Origin of the sequence: Arcanobacterium phocae (genome assembly GCF_900105865.1) — a bacterium.
GTDB classification, from domain to species: domain Bacteria; phylum Actinomycetota; class Actinomycetes; order Actinomycetales; family Actinomycetaceae; genus Arcanobacterium; species Arcanobacterium phocae.
In genome coordinates, this window is record NZ_LT629804.1 from 1,173,101 (window position 1) to 1,190,589 (window position 17,489).

Genomic DNA, 17,489 nt, shown 5'->3' on the forward strand with positions numbered 1-17,489 from the left:
CCTTAGCCAGAATAGGAATTATATGGAATAAAAGTCAACATCAGACTATCAGTTTACAAATCAATTAAACATTTTTAACAGATCTCTATTGTTCACAACGCTGTCAAATTGTTAGTCTGGAACTGTTTGCTTTGAGATCTAATCGATGGAGATATGATATGCGTAAACATTTATCCCGCCCGTTGTGTGGTGCAGGCTTAGCGGTAGCGTTAGTTCTTGCGCCGACGTCAGCTTGGGCAGATGAGGCAACGAATACTACTAGTGTAGATAACAGTGAAGTTGTCACCCTAGACCTTTACAACTTAACCGATATCCACGGACATATTGAAAAGGTCGCCAAAACTGATAAAAAGACTAAGCGGGAAAAAGTCAGTGAATCTGGTATTGCGGCAGTGCAATGCTATTTGCGAGATGCTTATAAAACCAATCCGAAGTCTACTTTGACGCTCTTAGGGGATAATATCGGTGCATCACCGTATACCTCCGGGTCGCAAAAAGATAATCCAACGATTGCAGCTCTCAACGAACTGCCGGTTATTGGGTCAACTATTGGTAACCACGAATTGGACCTTGGTCAACCAGTTTTCAAACAACGAGTGGATGGAAGTAATACAAAAGAATTTGTTCAGGTTGGTTTCCCGTATTTGGGCGCCAATGTGAAGGGAATGGGATCTTACAAAGTCGACGGAAAAGATACCCCGTATTTGAAAGATTATGCTGTGACTGAGCTCGACGGAGTGAAAGTCGCGTTCATCGGTGCGATTGCACAAGATGTGCCTTTTAAACTCAGCCCAGATACTACTAAAGGATTAACCTTCGAAGACCCTATTGCTGAGCTGGGAGATCTGGCTAAGGAACTTAAAGACGGCGGCAAGGCTCAGATTGTCGTTGCAATGCTTGACGACGATGTCAAGAACAACTACCCGAAGATGCCTGCCGAAATTGACGTATTGATGGGTGGAGATACCCACGTCCCGTATGAATTCGATAAGGTTGACTCCGTAGTTAAACTCGATTCGGTTAATCCGCTACTTGCTGGAATCTCTTCCGGATCATATACCGATAACCTCGGATTGGTACGGGTAGAGTTTGACAAAAAAGCCAACAAAGTAGTTAAAGCAGATTCAATCTTGATTCCAGCTCAGGACGTTGTGGACAAGAGTGATCCTGATTGCCTCGAAAATGCATCAGCAGCAAAAGTCGTTAAAGCTGCCCAAGACGCAGCTAAAGAAGCTGGCAAAGTTGAGATCGTTTCGGGCGTAAAAACACAGTGGAATCGTGGCGTGTTCTTAGAGCCCGGAAAAGAACAGCCTGAGCCAGGGTCGAACCGCGGTGTCGAGTCGACTCTGGGGAACCTCGTAGCTGATTCGATTCTTGACCAAGTAACGATCGATGGGACAACTCCGGTTGATTTTGGCGTCGTCAATGCTGGTGGATTGCGGGCCGATCTTGTTCCAACCAACGGTGTGCTCACATACGCCGATACATATAAGGCGCTGCCATTCTCCAACGAACTAGGTTATGCGCCTATGACGGGTAAGCAGTTCAAGCAGGCACTTGAAAATCAGTGGAAAACTAATTTGAATTCACAAAACTCCCGTCCGATGCTGCGGTTGGGAACGTCGTCGAACCTCACGTACACCTACGATGCAACAAAGCCTGCCGGCGAGCGGATTACGTCGATTTTGCTGAACGGACAGCCAATGGACATGGACAAGACCTATAACGTTGGCTCTATGACATTTGTTTTGCAAGGTGGCGACGGCTATTTTGAGAAGGGCTTGCCGGTAAAGACATTCGGCGAACTCGATCGCGACGGTTTCAACAAGTATTTGAAGAAGATCACCGGACCGAAGCTCACCGCCGCCACACTTAAGCGTGGAGTTGGTATTACACTGCCAACAGAAGTTATTCCTGAAGGTGTTGATATCACCATTCCGCTGCGGGGACTATCATTCACTGAAGGTAATGGAATGACCAAACAGGCAACTGTTACTGTTGGGGCGGCATCACAAACAATCGCCGTCGATAACACGCTTCTTGAGCCGAATGCTGAAAAAGAAACATCAGTAATCACCACTGACGGTGCCGGACAAGCTTCCGTCACATTGTCTACTGCAGGTATCTGTCAGGCAACTACCGGAGTTGTAGACATGCCAGTTGCAGTAGCTACTGACTTTGGAACTGTTGTGACTAAAGAAGCTGGTTTAACAGTCAAAGTTGATTGCGGTAAGAATGCACAATCAGACACGGCAGGAAAGACTCCGCAGGATCCAAAGGGTGGAAAGAAGCCCGGATCAGATACGTCGAAGACTTCTAAGCTGGCAAAGACTGGTTTTGCAGGTGCGCAGATAGCCGGACTGGCAGCACTGATGTTGCTTGCTGGTGGCGTTCTTATCGGTGCGAAACATCGCCGGTCAATGAACTGACAGCAAGCTCAATTTAAGAGCCAAGCCGCACCGAATAAACCTTCGGTGCGGCTTGGTTCATTTTAATAGTTATAACCGTAACAATTTACGCAACGATTACTGTGCGTAAATCGAGTAGAGTAGTGCATTGATTGGAATATCTAAGTAGGGGAGAAAGAGTGTCTCAACATCGAGTAGTTGTTATCGGATCAGGATTCGGCGGCTTATTTGCAACCAAAGCCTTACGCAAGGCTCATGTGGACGTCACGATGATATCTCGTACGACTCACCACTTGTTCCAACCCTTGCTGTATCAAGTAGCAACCGGTATTTTGTCACCAGGTGAAATCGCTCCAACTACTCGTGAAATCCTCTCCAAACAACGTAATGCGCAGGTGCTTTTGGGCCTCGTTGAAGACATAGACGTTGATGCTCAAGAAGTTGTATGGCGTTACCACAACCGTGAAGTGCGCACCGGTTACGATTCGCTCATTGTAGCTGCTGGGGCCGATCAGTCTTATTTTGGCAATGACCAGTTTTCTCGCTATGCTCCAGGCCTGAAAACGATTGACGATGCACTAGAAATTCGCGCCCGTATCCTAGGCGCTTTCGAAATAGCAGAGCTAGAAGATGATCCGCAAAAGCGCCAGGATATTCTGACGTTCGTCGTCGTCGGCGCAGGACCAACCGGCGTTGAAGTTGCCGGACAGATTCGCGAACTCGCCTCCAAGACCCTTAAAAAAGAATTCCGTAACTTTGATCCACGTGATGCTCGCGTGATCCTTGTTGATGGAGCAGATCATCCATTGCCGCCATTCGGCGAAAGTCTTGGTAAGCGCACACGTAAAGCACTCGAAAAGCTTGGCATTGACGTTCTGATGGGACAGATGGTTGTCGGAATGACTGACCGTACTGTGACATTGCGTGATCGAGAAGGTAACGAACAAACAATCAATTCGATCTGCAAGGTGTGGTCAGCTGGCGTCCAAGGATCACCGTTGGGTAAGAAGCTACAAGAACGCACCGGAGTTGAGCTTGATCGTGCCGGGCGCGTGCGGGTCAATCCAGACTTGACGATTCCGGGCCATCCTGAGATTTTTGTTGTCGGTGACATGATGTCACTCGATGGCGTTCCTGGGGTAGCCCAAGGTGCAATCCAGCCAGGGCGCTTTGCTGCTCAAGCAATTATCGACCGGCTTGCTGGAAAGCCTACTGCAGAGAAATTCGAATACAACGACAAAGGGTCCATGGCCACAATCGCCAAATCCAAAGCAGTCGTCAAAATTGGCAAACTAGAATTCGATGGTTTTATTGCCTGGCTAGCCTGGTGCGTCCTCCATATTTTGACGCTCTCCGGATTCAAGACACGTTTTTCGACGTTGATGCGGTGGGCGATTAGCTATTTGTCCAATGCTCGTTCCGCGCGTTCGACGACGAACCAACAACTCGTTGGGCGGCTCGCGCTAAAGGCACTCGGAGACCATGCTTCTGGACATCTGATTTTGGGTGACGTCGATCCAGAACCGTTAGCTAAGATTGCTGAGAAAGCATCCCGTCAGCAGCTTGACGATAACAACGCCAATAGCTAAGCGAAAATATTGGGAGAGCTCCTGAGACTTCGATAGTTCTCCCGAACATTATGCGGACATTACTTGGAACAATAGATTCCGGGTGATGTCCGTTTTCGTTATTTGATGAAGACGTATTAGATGCGTCGTCTAAAAAGATAACTGAAAAGCGGTTTTTAGGTGAACGAGCGCACACATCGGGGGTACATTATGATTGTAATAAATCCGAAAGTGAGCCAACATGAATGAATCAATCTACAAAGCCGTAGATAAACTCATCGATTATTCACGCAAACACCTAGCGTTAGATCCTCGAAATGAAGATTATGTTCGTAACCTTATTTTTGCGATCTTTAGCCTTGATGGTTACCGTCCTACCGGGGAAACATGTACCGATGATAAGCCTGACAAAGTGATCGCAGATTTTACACACGCATGCGTGGAAGCAGGATTAATCTCCGAACAAGACGAAAATGCCTTAGCAGACCGCGTTATGGGAATCCTGTCCTTGCGTCCCGCTGAAATAGATGACCGCTACCAAGCCATGGCAGCGGAACACGGCGGAATGACGGCGATGCGCTGGTTCTATGACTACTGCGTGGCAAACCATTACGTCAAACGCGCAGTTTTAGATAGGAATCCACGCTTTGACATCGGGAAACTCACTATCACCATCAATTTAGCGAAACCTGAATTTCGAGATCCGAAGAAAGCGGCAACTGGTAACTCGGTAGCCGGTGGCTATCCGCAATGTGTTATCTGCCATGAGAATGAAGGATTTGTGGGGCGGCAAAAGGCAACTTTACGTACCGTTCCACTGCACTTAGACGGGCAAGAATGGTTCTGGCAGTTCTCTCCCTATGGGTATTTTGATCAGCACGGAATTGCAGTGAATACTGAGCACACCCCGATGCATATCGATCACCGAACTTTTTATCGCCTGATGGATTTTGTGGATCAATTCCCGCAGTACTTTATTGGTTGTAACGCCACGTTGCCGCGCATCGGGGGCTCTGTTCTGGGACACGACCACTACCAGGGAGGTGGGGAAGTACTACCGATGCAAAAGGCATCAGCAACTGCTACGTTCACGCTAGCGGATGAGCCCGACGTCGTCGTTGAAATCGTCGATTGGTTCTCAACGGTTGTGCGCGTTGTGGGCCGTGACCGAGATGCAGTGGCGCGTGTTAGCGCACGGATATCTGATGCTTGGGAGAGCTTTTCGGAACCGGAAATCGGTATCATTCCGCGCGATCAAGACGGTATCCATTCTGGCGTGTCCCCAACGTGTAGTGTGACTGACCGTGGCTATGAGATGAGCATTATTTTCCGGTCGAACATCACCAGTGAAGAATTCCCGGCAGGCGTGTTCCATGCGCATCCAGAATTCTTCGCTATTAAACAGGAATCTATTGGGCTTATCGAAGCTCAAGGCCTCTTTATCCTGCCTGCTCGATTACAGCGACAGCTTGGCATCTTGGCAGACGCGATTGAAAATGGGCATGAGCTTCCAGCGGAGATAGCAGAGTTCTCGCTTGTTGATTCGGAAGTTCGTGCTACGTTGCAAGGTAGCCAAGAACGCTCAGCTATCGATGCTGCGATTCGCGAAGAGCTGGGCAGTATCTGTGAACGCATCTTGACCAACACGGCTGTATTCAAAGAAGAGCAGAGACTTGTATCGTTCCTAGAAAACCTCGGTATGGTCAAGCTATAAATGGGCAGAATAACAATTTTAAGGAGCTAATATGACAACGGTTTTGGTTGCCGGCGGAGCTGGTTTCATTGGAACTCACACCACAGTTGAACTCTTGAATAAAGGGTACGATGTGGTGTGCGTGGATAATTTTTCAAATTCTTCGCCAGAAGCGATTAAGCGAGTTCAAGCGATAACGGGTAAGAGCCTGCGGTTCTATGATGCTGACGTTCGCGATGCGAATGCGCTCAACGAAGTGTTTACCGAAAACAAGATTGATTGGGTCATTCATTTTGCTGGGTTCAAGGCAGTCGGCGAATCAGTTGAAAAACCGCTCGAATACTATGACAACAACATCGGCGGTGCGTTGTGCTTGCTACAGACCATGCGCGAACACGGAGTGAAGAAGTTCGTCTTTTCGAGTTCCGCAACCGTCTATGGCGAGACAACTGATTTGCCATTGACGGAAGAATCTCCGGCAGGTCTTGCCACTAACCCATACGGATACACTAAGGTATTCGAAGAGCAGATTTTGCGCGATCTATACAAGTCTGATCCGTCATGGACAGTTGTTATTTTGCGCTACTTCAACCCGGTGGGCGCTCATGAAAGTGGTTTGATAGGTGAAGACCCCAAGGGTATTCCAGCGAACTTAACGCCATACGTAGCGAAGGTAGCAGTTGGAGAATTGGACCGGGTACGAGTATTTGGTGACGATTACGATACCCCAGACGGCACGGGCGTTCGCGACTACATCCACGTTGTTGATCTTGCACGCGGTCACGTTGCCGCTACTGACAATATTTCTGAGCCAGGCGTTTACGTCTATAATTTGGGCACGGGACATGGCTATTCGGTGCTCGATGTTATTAAGGCATACGAGCGTGCTGCAGGTAAGGAAATCCCATATGAAGTAGTGCCACGACGTGCTGGTGACGTCGCTGCAAATTATGCAGATCCATCAAAGGCCCGCAGAGAATTGCACTGGGAAGCCACTCATACCATTGAAGATATGGCAGAATCCTCGATGCGTTGGCAGACGGCTAATCCGCAAGGTTACCGCTGAGTCTAATAAAACTGCCGCACCAGATAATCGGTGCGGCAGTTTTATACGGTTGTGCTCATTTTGAGTTGTTGCACTAAAGGCGGCTAGCTCCTGAGCTGGCATTCGCAATAAGGAATGCTGGTTCGGGGAATCCTCGAGCAATGCTGGTTTCGCGGATGCCTTCGATCGCTTGTGCCATATTGGCCGAGTCGATGAGTGCGATAGCTGATCCACCAAAACCGCCACCGGTCATGCGAGCACCGAGCGCTCCATATTCCAGAGCAGTATCGACGACGCAGTCGAGCTCGGGGCACGACACGTTGAAATCGTCGCGTAGCGACCGGTGCGATTCGTAGAAAAGCTGGCCAAGCTTCACGTAGTCACGCTCAGCAAGGGCAGCAACGGCTTGGGTGACTCGCTCGTTCTCGCTGACAACATGGCGTGCCCGTTGTTGTAGTAGTGGCGGTAATGATTCAAGCTGATCGAGTCGGGCTTCTCGTAGGGAGTTCAATCCGAGAAGGTCTGCAGCCTGATCACATTCTAGGCGTCGGTTGCCATATTGGCCGTCAGCTAAAGAGTGTTTTGCTCGGGTATCAATAACGAGGATGTGGAGATCATCGTCATTGAACGTTGCATCGATTAGTGTCTTCGTATTGGCATCGAAATCGATAAGAACAGCTTTGCCGTCCGCACCGAAGACAGACACAGTCTGATCCATTCCGCCCGTTGGTGCTTGAGCAACTTCATTTTCCGCCTGAATGCAGGCCTGCACGATACTGTCTTTGTCAGTTTCGGAAAGAGCAAATGCGCTCGCGCATTCGATTGCTGCGGAGGACGATAAGCCGGCACCCAGCGGAACACATGAAGCAAAAGCGGCATCGAATCCATGATCTATTCCTAGTGCCCATGCCGGACCAGCCGCATAGTTTACCCATGAGTTAGGCATTCCTGGCTTGATATCGGCTAGGTTTCCCTCCCAGAGTGCCCCTTGATCTGAAATGAGGCGTACCTGCGAATTATTGCGCGGGGTTAACGCAATGAAAGTGCGGTGTGGCAACGCAATAGGCAGGCATAGACCATTGTTGTAATCAGTGTGCTCGCCGATGAGATTGACCCGACCAGGAGCGCTAGCGAAAACAGTTGGCTCAGTATCGAACGTAGCATGAAAGAGTTGGCGAACTCTGGCAGTCCCGTCATCTGTGGACCATGCTGTGTTGAGTTGTGTTGACATCGTTGTCTCCATCATACGAATGTGTACGCTTCTGAACACGCAACGAATAGTACGAGCGCGCAGTGCATTGTTAATCTAATTCAGCCCGGGTCACTTCGTCAACTGCGTTAACACCCTCGAGACTGGCTAACCGTTCGTGAAGAGTGTGACGGGGATAGGGGCCGTCGAATTTCATGACGGCTCGCATACCAGTGCCATTTTCAGTTTCGATCACCGATGTTGAATTCACCATGACTTTGTATCCTAAGCTGGTGGCGACTACGAGGATACGGCGCATGACTCCTAGACCAGCCTCATATTCGACGACGGTGCGGTCTAAGTGGTGGGTGCTGGGAATTTTGTTAGCTAGTGGGCCAATAGCGAAGATAAGCAGGTAGTGGATAATGAGCGTAGCAACGGCTAGAAGTGACATGCCAGCACCACAGGCGACGCCAATTGCTGCCGAGATCCAGATCGTTGCAGCGGTGGTGAGCCCTTTAACCGTATCGTTATTGACAAAAATAACGCCTGCGCCAAGGAAGCCAACTCCGGAAACGATTTGAGCAGCTAGACGAGAAGGATCAAGTGGGACAGTTGTAGAAGAAAATCCGTGAATTGATACGAGGGTAAAGAGACAGGCACCCATGCCAACGAGCACATGTGTTTTCACGCCGGCATCTTTATTGTGATAGTAGCGTTCAACGCCAAGAAGGAAACACAAAACAGTGGTGATTAGCAGACTTACTGCGCCGGTCATAAAATCTTCTACACTTAGTACGTTCCACATATTTTTAGCTTTCCTCGGAGCGGTTACTTCCTATCTACACATTATAGTGTGCCTTTAATGTAGGTTAGGAAGATTAGAGTCACTGAGCTAACATGATCCGGTTGATCAAGTCTGCTACCCGGCCGGCAATATCATCTCGAATGATTCGGACTTGATCCAATGATTGATTAGCAGGGTCTGATACGTCCCAGTCTTCGTAATGTTTTCCCGGATAGATTGGGCAAGTTTCACCGCACCCCATGGTAATCACCCAATCGGCCTGTTCTAGGACATCATTAGATAGCAGTGCCGGTTTTTGATGAACACTCAGACCGATTTCTGCAAGCGCCGTGACCGTTTGTGGATGAACTTCATCAGCTGGGGTAGTTCCTGCTGAGAGCACAGTTACGCGTGGGTCTTGACTCGCTATTGCGGCAGCCATTTGCGAACGTCCAGCATTTTGTTTGCATGCGAATAGAATGGCGGGGCGGGACATGGATTCTTCTTCCTGGCTAGACATAAACAATATTAAACAAGTAACCGATTGCCATGATTCCAATCATGACGGTGACAAAGTAGAGAACAAGAAGGCATGGTTTCATCACCCGTCGAAGCATTATTGCTTCGGGAACCGATAATGCTATTGCTCCCATCATAAAAGACATGACGGTTCCCAGTGGGATGCCCTTTGTCCACAGTGCTTGACCGATTGGGACGACTGCACCACCGTTGGCATACAGCGGGGTACCCAAGATAGTTGCTAGAGGAACTGCAAAGAGATTATCTGCCGTAACATAATCAGCAAAGTAATGAGCTGGCACCCAGCCATGGATGACAGAGCCGAGGGCGACGCCAAAAATAATCCAGGGCCAGACTTTGCCAACTATGCTTTTTACTTCACCCCATGCTGCCGTGCGCCGTTGCGCTAGTGAAGGAGTTTGCGTTGCCATTCGCAACAGTCCCACCGGCGTCGTCAAAACGAAATCTTCCACCCATTTTTCTAGTGGCAAGAATGACGCGACCCAGCCAAGAAACATAGATAAAAGAACCGCAGTTAATACGTAGGCTAACGCGACGTCCCACCCAAACTCGATACCAATAAGCACCGCTGCTGTTTCGCTAATAAGGGGTGAAGAAACCAAGAAGGTTAAGGCAATTGGTATGGGGACGCGAGCAGAGATGAAACCGACGAACAACGGGATTGAAGAGCATGAACAGAACGGGGTAACGGCGCCTAAGACAGCGGCGAGGAAAAGGCCAAGGAAAAGTCCACGAGCTGCTAGGAAGTCACGGATTTTGTCCATGTTGGTGCTTGCGCGCAGGAAGCTGAGCGCAAAAATGATTGCTATGAGAAGGGCAAAAATTTTGATGGTGTCGACAAGGAAGAAAGTAAGGACGTCGTAGATAGGTGAATTCATGCGCTTTGGTCAGTGGTCGGAGCAGACATGGGCAGACAGTTGTGGAGACGATCGAGGATGCCAGGAGCTAGCTGGTAAAAGACACGGCGCCCCCGGCGTTCACTGACAACAAGTCCGGCATCTCGCAAAATGCGAAGATGATAGGACAAGAGGTTGTCTGGGATAGGAGGGGCGGTTTGGAGGTTGCATACGCATTTGCCACCAGCACTTAAACGATGGAAAATATCGAGCCGAATCGGATCGGCAAGGGCTCCAAATAATGCGCTTCCTTCGGCAATTTCGGTTGCAGTTTTGTTAGCATCCATCAATACCTCAAATTATTTTGAATCAATACTTCTTGAAATGGTAATGCATTAGAAGCAAGTTGTCTAATAATCGACAACTACCAATGAATGAACCGCAGAAGACTGGATGTGACTCAGAGCAATGTGAATGTCTCACAATGTGAACGATATGTCACGAAGACGGGTGCCAAGTTGGGCATCTTTTAGTCAGATCCCTATTCTTAAAGTTATTGAGCCATATCTGGAACATAGTTTGGAGACGAGAGGGGGCGCGATGACAGCGAACAAGCGCACTGTATTGATCGCGAGCTTAGCTTTATTCGCCATGTTTTTCGGCGCTGGAAACCTTATCGTCCCGGTGATGATAGGTGCACATGCCGGTGTTAACTCATGGAGCGCAGCCCTCGGATTCGTCTCAACCGGAGTTCTGTTACCCGTGTTGTCAATGGTGGCGATGTCAACCAAGCGTTCACATGAAAAGCGCTTAGCTGATCGACTCGGCGCTCGGCTTGGTCTAGTCATTACTACCTTGATTTTCCTTTTCACCGGCATGGTGTACGCGATTCCGCGTGTGGGTGCGGTCAGCTACGAGATGGCTATCGGTCCCTTCATGCCGACGGCGAACCCGTGGGCCAGCACAATAGCTTTATTTGTCTATTCAGCGTTGTTCTTTGCCGTTGCATCCCTTTTAGTGCTACGGCCTGCCATGGTTATGAAAGGGGTGGGAGCCTGGCTGACCCCAGCTCTTCTTATCCTCCTATTCATAGTGATCGCCGGGGCTTGGACACTTCCAGTGGTAGATATAAAACCAGATCCGAACTATGCTCATGCGCCTATAACAGAAGGCTTTATCCAGGGCTATTTCACGATGGATGCGCTCGCGGCATTAATGTTCGGTGGCGTAGTGATCGGTAGCTTGAAAGCTGCAGGTTTGTCAAAACAGCAGGTTCATCGCGGAACTGCGGTAGCCGGACTGCTAGCCGGCATATTTCTCACCATTGTTTATGTTGGTTTAGTGCGAGTTGGCCAGGTAGGAACAGGCGAGAACGGAGCTACACTTACCGCGCATGTTACTCGGGAATTGTTTGGTCCAGTTGGCCAAGGGGTGTTCGGGCTAATCGTTATTTTGGCTTGTTTTACTACTGCTATCGGTTTGTTGGACGCATCAGTTGAGTATTTCCACGATCTGATCCCTGCAATTACGCGCTCTCAGTGGCTACTCATTGCTGCCGTGGTCTCCTTTTCTCTCACCAATTTAGGGCTGACGCGCATTCTTGCTATTGTGGCACCTGCGAATCAGTTCCTATATCCACTCGTCATGGTTCTGGTGATCGTGTCACTGGTGGATTTGCTGGTATCTGCACAGCTGTATTTCGCTTATCGCATTCCAGCGTGGACTACTGCTGTTTTAGCTCTGTTAGAAGCTTTATACACAACGGAGGTCAAGTTTTTTGCGCCGTTACGCTATCTGCTCGACTCGTTCCCTGCCGGGCATCTGCAAATGGCATGGGTGGTTCCGGCGGCGGCTACATTACTTATCGGAATTGGCCTAGACTGGCAACGACTTACCAAGGGGCGTTAAGCCCCCGCCTCCGTTAGCTAGATATTTTTATCTGGCGTCGTCGTTATTGCGTCAATTGTTAGGTCTTTATTATGTTTTCTCACTCAACTAAATCAATCATATTTGCTGGTTTTGCACTATTTGCAATGTTCTTTGGGGCTGGAAATCTGATCCTTCCGGCAATGATCGGGGTAGAAGCAGGTGGCTACGCCTACCCAGCTGTCTTTGGCTTTGTACTGACCGGTGCAGTGCTAACTGTAGCCGGAATGATAGCTGCCGGTTCGCTTAATCCTGGAGAAACCCGTCTAGCTGACCGAGTAGGTCCGCGTTTTGGCCTTATCTTTACCACAGTATTGTTCGTTGCCACTGCGATGCTCTACCCAACTCCGCGAGTAGCCGCAGTCAGCTTTGAAATGGCGGCAGTGCCGATAGTGGGTTCCGGTCATCTCCAGCTGTTTTTCTATACTGTGGTTTTCTTCGGAATCTGCTATGTCTTGGTTCGCCAGCCAGCAAAAATTATTGAGCGCATCGGTGGATTCTTAACTCCGGTTCTCATCGTATTGTTGATTGTGCTCGTTGTAGCTTCCTATACCTTGCCAGATTTAAACCACGAACCGATCGAGCGTTATGTGCATGCTCCCATCGCAAATGGACTTATCGAAGGCTATTTCACGATGGATTCCTTAGCGACGCTCATGTATGGACCGGTGATCGTAGGAGCTTTAGCTGCGGCTGGTTTTTCGGGAGCTAAACTTCGCCGAGGAATGGCCGGGGCATCGATCCTCGCAGGATCATTATTGGCAGCTTGCTACATCGGGTTAGTTCACTTGGGAGCGGTTGGCAATGGTGCCAACGGTGCCGTTGTTGTTACGTCGGTTTCCCATGAACTGTTCGGGCGTACTGGGCAGCTTGTTTTCGGACTGATTATCTTCCTTGCATGTTTGACGACGGCGTTGGGCTTGCTGGCATCGTCGTCGGACTACTTCCACAAGCTGTTCCCGAAGATCTCGCAACATACTTGGTTATTAATTCACTTGGCGGTTGTTTTTCCGCTGTCTAATCTTGGCCTGGAAACAATTTTGTCGCTGGTTGCACCACTGAACCAACTTCTGTACCCAATCACGATTTCCATCATCGTGGTTGCCTTGCTTGACATGGCCCTGCCGAAGTCTCGTACATTGGTGTGGTCATACCGGCTAGGAACATACACCGCCGTGGTGCTGGCAATTCCCGAAGCTCTCAACTCAACTGGGATACGTGCTTTTGCACCGCTTCGTACCGTACTAGACCTATTCCCGATGGGGCACCTGCAGATGGCGTGGGTTGTTCCCACATTATTAGCAATTATTATTGGCTTGCTTTACGATCTTGCAGGTGATCGGGCGCGCCGCACAGTGGAGGCATAATGACGCCGAATCGGCTAATCCTCGTCACTAGTTTGGCATTATTTGCCATGTTCTTCGGCGCCGGAAATCTTATCATTCCGGTGATGATTGGAGTTGACGCGGGACATCTTTCGTGGATAGCTGCGATCGGTTTCATCTGTTCTGGGGTCCTGCTTCCGGCGATGTCCATGGTGGCGTTAGCATCCAAACGCAAGGAAGAGAAACGGTTAGCTGATCGGCTCGGAGCGCCGATAGGCCTGGTGTTAACAACTGCGATTTTCTTATCCTGCGGAATGATCTACGGTATTCCACGAGTAGGCGCCGTCAGCTTCGAATTTGCGGTGGCTCCATTGGTGAATGATTCACAGTGGGCGTTAGCGATTTATCTCTTTGTCTTTTTCGCCGTCGCTTATACGTTGGCTCGGCGGCCAGCGAAAATGGTTCGTCACATCGGGATGGTGCTGACCCCGACCTTGCTCGTTTTGCTAGCGGCCCTAGTGATTGCATCATTTACCGTGCCGGTGATCAACACAGAAGCCTCACCGCAGTTTTCATCATCGCCAGTTGCCGGTGGTTTTATCCAGGGCTATTTCACGATGGATGCATTAGCTGCACTTGTTTTCGGCGGAGTTATTGTGGCATCGTTTGCAGCCGCAGGACACGCCGATCGGCAGTTGCAAAAATCTACAGCACTAGCCGGGGTTACTGCGGGGTTACTGCTATCTGTGGTCTATCTTGGGTTGATTCGCGTTGGACTAGTAGGCTCTGGATCTAACGGTGCTGAAGTGATTTCCGGTGTTGCTCATCAAATTTTTGGACGCTCGGGCCAAATGCTTTTTGGCGCCATTGTTGTGCTGGCGTGTTTGACGACGACGTTGGGTCTCATCGCGGCTTTTGTGCATTACTTCCATGAGTTGGTGCCGAATGTGTCGGCGCACGCTTGGCTAGTCATATGCGTCTCGGTCTCATTCGCATTGGCGAATTTGGGATTGGAACGGATTTTAGCGGTAGTCGCGCCACTTAATCAGTTGTTGTATCCCATGGTCATTTGTCTGATCGTGGTGTCTCTAGTTGATCTTGTTGTGCCGATCCGATTGTTGTGGAGTTACCGTGCACCGGCCTGGATTGCGGGAGTACTCGCAGTAGTTGAAGCTCTCTATACAACAGGGATTTCGCTGTTTATGCCAGTGCGTGAGTGGCTTAATCTTCTCCCTATGGGACAATTACACATGGCGTGGGTAGTGCCAGCACTTGTTGGTTTGTTTGTCGGGGTTGGCATGGACTATGCCAACCGTAATGGGCACAGTAATCGTGCCAACCCCGGCGATAAATTTGTTACAGCGTAGCGGCGACGTTGAGAGCTGCCTGACGGGCATCACCAATAATATCTATGACTGGTTTGACGCCAAGTTTCGTGATGGTGTTGAGCATTGGTGCTCCCATATGTCCAGTGATTACGACGTCGACATTGTGTTCTCGCATAAAGCGCACGATTCGACCGTGATGGGTTCCTTCTGGCCCTTGACCGTGAAGCGCATCCCAGCCAACTTCGTACTCGTCCCAGGAAACGATAGTGTTGTCAGTAATCGTAGCAACTGCCATGGTATGAGCTTTGCCCAGTCCGCTTCCTACGTGTGTTCCGTTGATGTTAATTGCAATATGAAGGTCTGTTGTACGTATCATGGCTCTCATTATAGGCGTGAGTGTTGACAGAAGCGCGCCAATCATTTGAAAATTAAAACATGCAGATTTCCAGGTTCTCTATAACAAACGCCAGCTCGTGGGCGCAAACCTGTATGTTTTCTGTCATTTGTTGTGGCTAATTAATAACCGCATTCTATTTTCTTCATCTGTTTTAAGTGTTCACGTTGTCCCCGTGTTAAGAAAGAGATCTATGTCTATCACCAAACGAGCTAGTTCCCTTATCGTTGCTGCCTTAGCACTTGTTGCATGTTCTACATCGGCATCAGCTCCTTCTGGGAAACTGTTGGACGAAACGCGGCAGGCGCGAACCATTATGGTTGGCACTGAAGGCACATACCGTCCGTATTCGTATACTGATGAGAAGGGGAATCTCACTGGTATCGAAATTGATATCATGAAACTTCTTGCCCACGATCTTGGGGCGGAAGTTAATTTTACGGTGGCTCCGTGGGATGGATTGATCGCCGGGGTTGACGCAGGAAAGTATCCGGTTGTCATTAATAATCTGGCGGTATCATCGGAACGTCAGGCAAAATATGATTTCTCCCAACCTTATACTCGTGATGTGGGGCGTTTTGCGGTTCGGCAGGATTCCCCATTAGTATCGATCACTGACCTCGCTCATCACAAAGCGGCGCAAAGTACCACCTCGAACCTAGGAATGCTGGCGCGGGATAAGTTCAACTTGGACATTCTTCCTGTTGATGGTTTTGCCCAGGCAATAGACCTCGTTGCTGCTGGCCGTGCTGACACAACGCTCAATTCGTTAGTGACATTTAAGCTCTACCAAGAGAGTAATCCGGATGCTTCGATCCGTCTGTTAGATGGTGAAGTTGAAACCCCAGGATGCTGCTCGATCTTGGTTAAGAAGGGTGAGGATGCATTTGTGACTGCCTTGAATGATGCTATCGAGAAGCGTCTTGAAGACGGCTCGATTGCTGAGATTACCAAGAAATACGTCGGTGAGGATATTTCAGCACGCCCCCAGGTGAAGGCAAAATGAGCAACGCTATCGATTTATGGATTCAATCATTCCCGACGCTATTTGCAGCTACAGTGACGGTCACTATCCCGCTGGCTGTTATATCATTTATTATTGCTCTCATGCTCGGAGCGATGGTAGCAGTTGTACGTTTTGAACGCGTGGTCGTGCTAGCCCAATTAGGGGCCATTTATGTGTGGATTTTCCGTGGCACACCGTTGCTCGTTCAACTTTTTATTGTCTTTTACGGATTACCACGTGCTGGAATTGTCCTCGATGCGTGGCCGGTCGCCATCATGACGCTAGGCCTGAACGCTGGCGCATATACTGCTGAGGCGTTGCGGTCCGGTCTAAAATCTGTTCCGCATGGACAGTGGGAAGCTGGGCAGTCGTTAAATCTGTCGCATCGTCAAATCTTGTGGTCGATTGTGGCACCGCAGGCGTTCCGAATTGCTATTCCGCCGCTTTCTTCAGATTTCATTGACTTGGTGAAGGGAACATCTCTGGTTTCTTCGATTACCCTTGTCGATGTTTTCTTACGAAGCCAACAATTGGCTGCGGTAACGTTTGAGCCGTTACTGTTGTATGTGGAAGTGGCATTTATTTATCTTGTCATTAATTCTGCGCTTACTGCGGGTCAGCATTGGCTTGAGCGGCGCACATCTAAGTACGTGGAGGCACGCTGATGATGCGAGTCGATTCGTTAACAAAACGTTTCGTATCAAAAGATGGGGACGACGTCGTTGCGCTCAACGCAGTGAGTGTCGATTTTGATCCGCAACAGACAACCGTTATCTTAGGCCCCTCTGGTTCTGGTAAATCGACGTTGTTACGTACCTTGAACGTGCTAGAAACGCCAGATGCTGGAACACTGACGGTGAGTGACCGCACTGTTGATTTTTCGGGGGCAGTGACGGCGGAAGACAAGCGTGCGATTCGTCGTCATTCCGCAATGGTATTCCAAGACTTTCAGCTGTTTTCTCATTTGCGGGTTATCGATAATGTTGCGCTAGGACCAATAAAAGCGCTGGGCTTAGACAAGTCTCAGGCCCATGACCGGGCACGAAAACTATTAGCGCAGGTAGGCCTTGCTGGCCGTGAGGATTCGTATCCCTACCAGCTTTCTGGCGGACAAAAACAGCGAGTGGCCATTGCACGTGCATTGGCTATGGAACCGGAGTTCTTATTGTGTGATGAGCCAACATCGGCACTCGATCCGGAGTTGGCTGCGGAAGTCCGCCGGGTACTTGCCGAGGTTGCTCGCGGCAATACTGCCTTAATTATGGTGACTCATGATTTGGCGTTCGCTCGCAATATTGCTGACCGAATTATTTTCCTAGCAGATGGAGCAATTGAATTTGACGGCTCAGCGGACGAGTTTTTTGTAACTACGCAAGAACGGATCGTCCAGTTCCGGCACGTGTTCGATTCCTAATCGTGGAATTTAGCTATATGTATGGGAGGT

Annotated in this window: 16 protein-coding genes; 10 read left to right on the forward strand and 6 right to left on the reverse strand. The window is 49.4% G+C overall.

The features are described 5' to 3' along the window. The first annotated feature begins 158 nt into the window (after positions 1–158). The 4 genes from BLT51_RS05155 to galE all read left to right on the forward strand — a co-directional run bounded on the left by BLT51_RS05155 (position 159) and on the right by galE (position 6,735). Positions 159–2,429, forward strand: coding sequence for a bifunctional metallophosphatase/5'-nucleotidase (locus tag BLT51_RS05155; RefSeq protein WP_091280672.1), 2,271 nt, complete (start codon positions 159–161; stop codon positions 2,427–2,429). A gap of 158 nt (positions 2,430–2,587) precedes the next feature. Continuing rightward, on the forward strand, positions 2,588–3,997 hold the full coding sequence (locus BLT51_RS05160; RefSeq protein WP_091280674.1) for an NAD(P)/FAD-dependent oxidoreductase: 1,410 nt from the start codon (positions 2,588–2,590) through the stop codon (positions 3,995–3,997). Between the two features lie 220 nt (positions 3,998–4,217). Further along, the gene (locus BLT51_RS05165) at positions 4,218–5,690 is read left to right on the forward strand and encodes a galactose-1-phosphate uridylyltransferase (RefSeq protein ID WP_091280676.1); all 1,473 of its coding nucleotides are present in this window, start codon (positions 4,218–4,220) and stop codon (positions 5,688–5,690) included. A 31-nt stretch (positions 5,691–5,721) separates the two neighbouring features. Next, positions 5,722–6,735, forward strand: a complete 1,014-nt coding sequence (gene galE, locus BLT51_RS05170) for a UDP-glucose 4-epimerase GalE (protein ID WP_091280678.1) — start codon at positions 5,722–5,724, stop codon at positions 6,733–6,735. A 73-nt stretch (positions 6,736–6,808) separates the two neighbouring features. Here galE and galK read toward each other — a convergent pair whose 3' ends face one another. The 5 genes from galK to BLT51_RS05195 all read right to left on the reverse strand — a co-directional run bounded on the left by galK (position 6,809) and on the right by BLT51_RS05195 (position 10,413). Further along, entirely contained in the window at positions 6,809–7,945 is a 1,137-nt protein-coding gene (galK, locus tag BLT51_RS05175; RefSeq protein WP_091280680.1) for a galactokinase, read from the reverse strand. 70 nt (positions 7,946–8,015) lie between these two features. Then, entirely contained in the window at positions 8,016–8,711 is a 696-nt protein-coding gene (locus tag BLT51_RS05180; RefSeq protein ID WP_091280682.1) for an MgtC/SapB family protein, read from the reverse strand. A 79-nt stretch (positions 8,712–8,790) separates the two neighbouring features. Further along, positions 8,791–9,210, reverse strand: coding sequence for an arsenate-mycothiol transferase ArsC (locus BLT51_RS05185; protein WP_231943906.1), 420 nt, complete (start codon positions 9,208–9,210; stop codon positions 8,791–8,793). Continuing rightward, positions 9,203–10,108: a permease gene (locus BLT51_RS05190; RefSeq protein ID WP_091280686.1), complete on the reverse strand. Its 906-nt coding sequence runs from the start codon at positions 10,106–10,108 to the stop codon at positions 9,203–9,205. Before BLT51_RS05190 ends, BLT51_RS05185 begins: the two co-directional genes overlap by 8 nt. Continuing rightward, positions 10,105–10,413, reverse strand: coding sequence for an ArsR/SmtB family transcription factor (locus tag BLT51_RS05195; protein WP_091280688.1), 309 nt, complete (start codon positions 10,411–10,413; stop codon positions 10,105–10,107). Before BLT51_RS05195 ends, BLT51_RS05190 begins: the two co-directional genes overlap by 4 nt. Before the next feature lie 253 nt (positions 10,414–10,666). On the opposite strand from BLT51_RS05195, the gene brnQ (BLT51_RS05200) reads away from it, so the two are divergent. From brnQ (BLT51_RS05200) to brnQ (BLT51_RS05210), 3 genes are all read left to right on the forward strand, one after another. Further along, on the forward strand, positions 10,667–11,974 hold the full coding sequence (gene brnQ / locus BLT51_RS05200; RefSeq protein WP_091280690.1) for a branched-chain amino acid transport system II carrier protein: 1,308 nt from the start codon (positions 10,667–10,669) through the stop codon (positions 11,972–11,974). 71 nt (positions 11,975–12,045) lie between these two features. After that, entirely contained in the window at positions 12,046–13,359 is a 1,314-nt protein-coding gene (gene brnQ, locus BLT51_RS05205) for a branched-chain amino acid transport system II carrier protein (RefSeq protein ID WP_091280693.1), read from the forward strand. Further along, positions 13,359–14,684 (forward strand): branched-chain amino acid transport system II carrier protein, encoded by a 1,326-nt coding sequence (gene brnQ, locus BLT51_RS05210; protein WP_091280695.1) that lies wholly within the window; start codon positions 13,359–13,361, stop codon positions 14,682–14,684. The genes brnQ (BLT51_RS05205) and brnQ (BLT51_RS05210) overlap by 1 nt, the downstream gene beginning before the upstream one ends. Here brnQ (BLT51_RS05210) and BLT51_RS05215 read toward each other — a convergent pair. Beyond that, the gene (locus tag BLT51_RS05215; RefSeq protein ID WP_231943907.1) at positions 14,674–15,021 is read right to left on the reverse strand and encodes a NifB/NifX family molybdenum-iron cluster-binding protein; all 348 of its coding nucleotides are present in this window, start codon (positions 15,019–15,021) and stop codon (positions 14,674–14,676) included. The two genes, brnQ (BLT51_RS05210) and BLT51_RS05215, sit on opposite strands and share 11 nt — an antisense overlap. A 211-nt stretch (positions 15,022–15,232) precedes the next feature. On the opposite strand from BLT51_RS05215, the gene BLT51_RS05220 reads away from it, so the two are divergent. The 3 genes from BLT51_RS05220 to BLT51_RS05230 are packed head-to-tail and all read left to right on the forward strand — an operon-like array spanning position 15,233 to position 17,459. Next, positions 15,233–16,045 carry a transporter substrate-binding domain-containing protein gene (locus BLT51_RS05220; protein WP_091280697.1) on the forward strand — a complete coding sequence of 271 codons (813 nt, stop codon included), beginning with the start codon at positions 15,233–15,235 and terminating at the stop codon, positions 16,043–16,045. Beyond that, a complete protein-coding gene (locus BLT51_RS05225) occupies positions 16,042–16,710 on the forward strand; it encodes an amino acid ABC transporter permease (protein ID WP_091280699.1) in 669 nt (222 codons plus the stop codon). The genes BLT51_RS05220 and BLT51_RS05225 overlap by 4 nt, the downstream gene beginning before the upstream one ends. Continuing rightward, entirely contained in the window at positions 16,710–17,459 is a 750-nt protein-coding gene (locus tag BLT51_RS05230; protein WP_091280702.1) for an amino acid ABC transporter ATP-binding protein, read from the forward strand. Before BLT51_RS05225 ends, BLT51_RS05230 begins: the two co-directional genes overlap by 1 nt. Positions 17,460–17,489 lie beyond the last annotated feature (30 nt).